We start from the raw sequence: 5087 nt of genomic DNA, 5'->3' as shown, positions 1-5087 counted from the left end.
GAAAAAGTGCTCGGCAAGACCGGAAAGATGGCAGAGATGATGACCAAAATCGATCTCGTGATTTTGGATGAACTTGGCTATCTCCCGTTCAGTCCATCCGGCGGCGCACTGCTGTTCCATCTGCTGAGCAAACTCTACGAGCGCACCAGCGTCATCATAACCACCAACCTCAGCTTCTCAGAATGGGCTCAGGTCTTCGGAGATGCAAAGATGACAACCGCGCTTCTGGATCGCCTCACACATCGCTGCCACATCCTCGAGACCGGCAACGACAGCTACCGCTTCAAGGCCAGCTCTGAGGCCGCAAAGAAAAACCGAAAGGAGACGCCAACATTGACCAACGCATAACCGTGGATACATAAACAAGGGTGGGTCAAATCTCGGTGAAAATACCGGGTCAGTTCTCAACGCAAATCAACATGTAGATCATGTAGTCATTCATCTTCTCCATTCCAGCGAGTTTCTTGAGGTGATTGAGGTTCACCGACGCATAGAGATCGGGGTTCATCGCAGTGTCCTGATCGTTGATCTGACCTTGCTGAAGGATTTGACCATTCAGAATTTGTCCGGGCGGTATCGTCTCGACATAAATCGTCTCAATGTCGGAGTTCAACGACTGGAAATCCTGGATGAGTTCTTCCATCACCATGAACTGGTTCCCTGCGAGATACATCACGAGGTCCGAGTCGTAGCTGTCGCCGATCTCGCCGTATTCGACTTTCCCATCTGAGTGAAACGTCCGATAATCTTTGTTCAATCCGGCATCGTCCTGCGCATTCGAAACTGATCCCGTGATCGCGATTGCTGCCGCGAATGCGACACTGTGAAAGAATTTCATCACAAGCCTCCCCTTTTCTTGTTTGAGTAGGGCCATCGTCTAACAAAACGGAAACCTGTCAATTGTTGAATATAATGTGGCCTCAAAATCCGTCGTTCAGTTTAGCAGACGATGACTTAGTGTTGTAATGAGTGACGGCTTCGTCCCGCAACTCGGACATCACGGGCATGAAAATCGCTGCGGGCGCAACGAACGGCAGCTTTTCTTTCTGCGGCGCAGCTGATGGGTCCGGTCAACGGGGTTGCTGCATCTGCGAGCGTCGGCGCAGGACCATGTCTGTTGTGGGCTCGATGCCGTCGTTCCACGCCAGCCAGTCCAAGGGCCGCTTCCAATCTAGGAATGTCCGGGTGTGGGCCTAAGCGTCTGAGGCGAGGGCGTTTTCCCAGACACACGAACGTGCGCTATTGGAGGCGGGCTCAACCGGAAGATCAAGCATGCCGCACTGCAGTGGTCTGCTCAGAGCCCAAAGCGGACGGCGCCCGAGATTAGGCACACACGAGGGGAAGAGACACGGGACTGCGGAAATTCGACGACGGAATCCAGTCGATATCTCGAGTTCCAAGTTCGAAGTCCGGAATGCGCAACAGGAGTCGGTTGATGGCGGCAGCTGTTACCATGCGAGCAAAAACGCTGCCGATGCAGAAGTGCTTTCCAGTGCCGAAGCCCAGGTGACCACGCGGATTTCGATCGATATCGAACACATCGGCCTCTGGAAACTTTCGCTCATCACGATTTGCCGCGCCGTATGCCAGGACGACGGTATCACCCGGCGATATGATCTTTCCGTGGACCTCAACCGCCTTGGTCGCGGTCCGCTTGAACCTTTGCGCCGAGGTGTTGAACCTGAGGGACTCTTCGATTGCCTGTGGCGTAAGACCCGGGTCTGCGGCGATGCGTCGTCGGGAGTCTGTGTGTTCTGCCAGGTTAAGCGCAAAGATGCTCATGAAGCTCGACAGGGACTCGACCCCCGCAACGACAAACATTGTGGTCGTCAGCATCACCTCTCGATCCGTCAGCCGTTCTCCATCGACCTCGGCCTCGGCCAGCGCAGTGATCAGGTCATCGGCTGGACGGGTGCGACGTTCCGCGATCTCGTCTGCCAGAAAGTGCGTCAATTCCGTGAATGCCTCGTTGAGTTGAGGATTTCGGCCCCGCGCTTCTTTATCGGTCGAAATCGAAAGGACCACCTTGTGACGGATTTCTGCAGGGTCGCGTTCGGGCAGCCCTAGGAGCGCAAAGATCGTTCCAACCGTCACGCGGCTTGAAAAGTCAGCGACGAAATCAAAGGCATCTATACCATCGAGCTGTTCGATGGTCGCATCCACGATCGCTCCTGTTCGTGGAACCAAGTCTTCGACTGCCTTGCGCGTGAACGCGGCTTGCGCGAGTGACCTCAGCCGGTCGTGATGTGGCGGATCGGTGGTGCCCAGTGTCCCGCCTGAGCGCCCGGGAATTTCATCGATCAAGTTGCCGCGCAGCGATGAGAAGGTCTCCCAATCTTGCGCAGCTTTGGCGACGTCCTCGTACCGCGAAAAAATCCAAAGGCCCGCGCTATCGCTCCAATAGCAGGGCGCATCGTCCCGCAACCGAGCGTATCCCGGAAATGGATCGGCATCGATACCATGCGAATAAAGCTCGAACAGTTCGCCCATCTTTCGTACTCCTCCTTCACCCGGGCTGAAGCCTAGCATTAAACAGCCAGTATCAGGAAGAAACAGCAAGGTCCGCGTCCTGGTTCCGCAGAGCGGTCAGCCAAAGAGCATTCGATAGCCGATTGCAGCAAACGCAAAGAAAAAGACGACAACAGCTACGATGACCCTGACACGGGAATACGGTCCAACTACGGATATCGAGTCCCGGCGCTTTTGCTTTTTCGGCAAGATGTCCTCCCCGTCGTTGATAGCGTATTCCAAAGTTGTGGGATTCAAAGTGCATAACGAACTTTTTCACCAGCGATCTCAAGGAAAGAATGGCGGCTTTGTCCCACAACTTGGCCGTTTGCTCACACTACGTAGGGGCCCGCTTTCCATGAAAGCAGCCAACGAGCTAGAACCCCCGGACACCGGATCAGCGAACAGAACGGCACTTAGAAGGCCGATAAACGTCGCCCCCCGTGCGTCCGTGACGCCGGTTCGGGAAGCCAACAGCCTTTGAATAAGTCGCTATTTTGAAGAGACCTTGATCTTTCGACTTGGTTCCGCCGGCTTAGTTTTCGGCATGGTGATGTTCAAAACACCTTGCTCAAACTCGGCAGTAATCTTTTCGATGTCGACAGTGTCAGGTAGCGTCATAGTTCGAGAAAAGCTGCCGTAGCTTCGCTCACTGATGCGCAGATCGCCTTTACCGTCGTGTGTGACGTTCTTCTCACCACGTAGAGTCAATCTGCCGTCCTTGAGCTCGATTTCGACGTCATCTTCGGAAAGGCCAGGCAACTCAGCTGTCAATTCGATGGCCGTATCTGTCTCGTTGATGTCGATGGCGGGCGAAACCGCACCCGTCATATCGAGCGAAGGGAAACCCGTCCGCTGCGCGGCGGTTTCTAGTGGTGAGAATGGTGGAGTGTCTCCAAAAAACCGCGACATCACTGACTCCATCTCGCGCCGAAAATTGTCAGTTAGTGGATTTCTTGCGGTGAACCGTTGCGGTGTCGTCTTCTCTCCGAGCATCTTCTAAATCCTCTTTATTTGTCCGATTAGGTTATTCGCTGATGATGCCAGAAAAATGCGTTTCGGCTTTGATATTGCTCAATGCAGAACGTCGACGCAAAACAGACCTCCGTGCCCGTTTGCCAGTGGTCCATTCGACATCAAGGTCCTGCCCCGCAGCGAATGACGGATTAGTCCCGCACACTGACGTTTTAGCCGACAAAAATGCTGCGGCATGCACGAATGGCAGGAATGCGAAAGCTGCACTGCGGCGCTGGTTGATGGATCGAAAGGCTGGTCTGGGCCGTTCATGTTGGTCGGGGCGAGATCGTTTGGCAGGATGCTGCGATGCGGCTAACGGCAGCAAGGAGCCCTACCTTACAGAAGTTCTTGCCCAATTTCGCACGGCTTCAAGATATATGCCGAATGGTCGGCTTAGCAGGATCATAAACACGATAGATGCACTCACTGCCGCTGCGATTTCTGAAGCGGTTGCGCCCGCTAAGGCAAGTGTCACCACATAGACAGGCACTTGGAATGTGATGAAAGCAATGATGTCGCAGACGACGTTCGTTATCCGCCGTTGTGGCCGAGTCTTTGAAAAAAACCAGTCCCGCCATAGGCCATAGGGCCGCGCCGTAGCCATCATGACCGGTATCATGATCAGTCGCGCAATCAGAACCTGTTTGGGATCCATGCCTGCAATCAACAGCTCGCTCAGAGCGGCGACAACCGTAAAGAAAGTGACAGTTGCGGCGGTATCAATGAAATAGCTCTTCATGACGCGGCGCTATTGGAGATCGCGACCTATGTCGAGATGAAAGGATGCGCTGAAAGGCAGCAAAGTCCCGCTGAGCAGTCATCGATGCCGACAAATGCTGCCGCAAGCTTAAGGGTCTGCTTTGGGGAAGCTGCACCGCAGCGACTAAACCCGCGACGAACGGCAGCTTTGGGCCGTCCATGAAGGCCCTAAGTTGGGTTGTCGGCCTAACTGGACCGAGCGTGCACATTTGGCCAGTTGAAAGAACAAATGTAGACTGATGTTCTCAGGGCTACTTACAGACGTCTAGCTAAATAAGATATTATCCTCAATTGTTGTGTAATTAGGGCGGACCCATAATGACACTGTGCGTGAACACTCAAACAAGTCGATTTGACGTTCATTTTGGGTTTGATATGGATTAATGAGCACATCGCGCCACAGGCACACCCAAAATGAACAGATAACCCAAATTTTCGAAATGTGTCAGAGCCTTACCTAACCATGGCTGTCAACTTGAGTCTGTAACGTGCTTCATGGAGCCCAAATATGCAGCTTCGGGCCAGCTAGGCCTCAATGCAAGAACGTTTCTATTCTGAACAACACTGCATTGCCCTATCTTAGTGTCGACAAGAGACAGACGATTTGAAAGGCGAAACGATGATCAAGGAAATCAAGGGTCTGCACCACGTCACCTCGATGGCTGGCGATGCAGCTGAAAACAATGCGTTCTTCACCAAAACCCTCGGCCTGCGCCGAGTGAAGAAGACCGTGAATTTTGACGCGCCGGAAGTTTATCACCTCTATTACGGTGACGAAGTTGGCACACCCGGTTCTGTAATGA

The 5087-nt window shown here is 53.4% G+C and carries 6 protein-coding genes; 2 read left to right on the top strand and 4 right to left on the bottom strand.

The window, feature by feature from the left end:
* Positions 1-348 (top strand): ATP-binding protein (locus Q1B15_RS00075; RefSeq protein WP_299748319.1); only part of this gene is annotated, 348 nt, incomplete at its 5' end.
* A 49-nt stretch (positions 349-397) separates the two neighbouring features.
* Here Q1B15_RS00075 and Q1B15_RS00070 read toward each other — a convergent pair.
* The 4 genes from Q1B15_RS00070 to alaE all read right to left on the bottom strand — a co-directional run bounded on the left by Q1B15_RS00070 (position 398) and on the right by alaE (position 4264).
* Positions 398-838, bottom strand: coding sequence for a hypothetical protein (locus Q1B15_RS00070; RefSeq protein ID WP_299748316.1), 441 nt, complete (start codon positions 836-838; stop codon positions 398-400).
* A gap of 485 nt (positions 839-1323) precedes the next feature.
* The gene (locus Q1B15_RS00065; RefSeq protein WP_299748313.1) at positions 1324-2490 is read right to left on the bottom strand and encodes a cytochrome P450; all 1167 of its coding nucleotides are present in this window, start codon (positions 2488-2490) and stop codon (positions 1324-1326) included.
* 510 nt (positions 2491-3000) lie between these two features.
* Positions 3001-3504 (bottom strand): Hsp20/alpha crystallin family protein, encoded by a 504-nt coding sequence (locus Q1B15_RS00060; RefSeq protein ID WP_299748310.1) that lies wholly within the window; start codon positions 3502-3504, stop codon positions 3001-3003.
* A 352-nt stretch (positions 3505-3856) separates the two neighbouring features.
* Positions 3857-4264, bottom strand: a complete 408-nt coding sequence (gene alaE, locus Q1B15_RS00055; protein WP_299748307.1) for an L-alanine exporter AlaE — start codon at positions 4262-4264, stop codon at positions 3857-3859.
* Positions 4265-4903: 639 nt separating this feature from the next.
* On the opposite strand from alaE, the gene Q1B15_RS00050 reads away from it, so the two are divergent.
* On the top strand, positions 4904-5087 hold a 184-nt coding region (locus tag Q1B15_RS00050; RefSeq protein ID WP_299748304.1), incomplete at its 3' end, for a VOC family protein.

The sequence above is a fragment of the uncultured Boseongicola sp. genome (assembly GCF_937988555.1).
In the GTDB taxonomy this organism is placed as follows: domain Bacteria; phylum Pseudomonadota; class Alphaproteobacteria; order Rhodobacterales; family Rhodobacteraceae; genus Boseongicola.
Note: the sequence above shows the minus strand (reverse complement) of the source record. Positions and strands in the feature narration are given on the sequence as shown.

Coding starts and splice junctions, on each gene's coding strand:
- Q1B15_RS00070 (WP_299748316.1), bottom strand. CDS start 838: ATGAAATTCTTTCACAGTGTCGCATTCGCGGCAGCAATCGCGATCACG.
- Q1B15_RS00065 (WP_299748313.1), bottom strand. CDS start 2,490: ATGGGCGAACTGTTCGAGCTTTATTCGCATGGTATCGATGCCGATCCA.
- Q1B15_RS00060 (WP_299748310.1), bottom strand. CDS start 3,504: ATGCTCGGAGAGAAGACGACACCGCAACGGTTCACCGCAAGAAATCCA.
- alaE (WP_299748307.1), bottom strand. CDS start 4,264: ATGAAGAGCTATTTCATTGATACCGCCGCAACTGTCACTTTCTTTACG.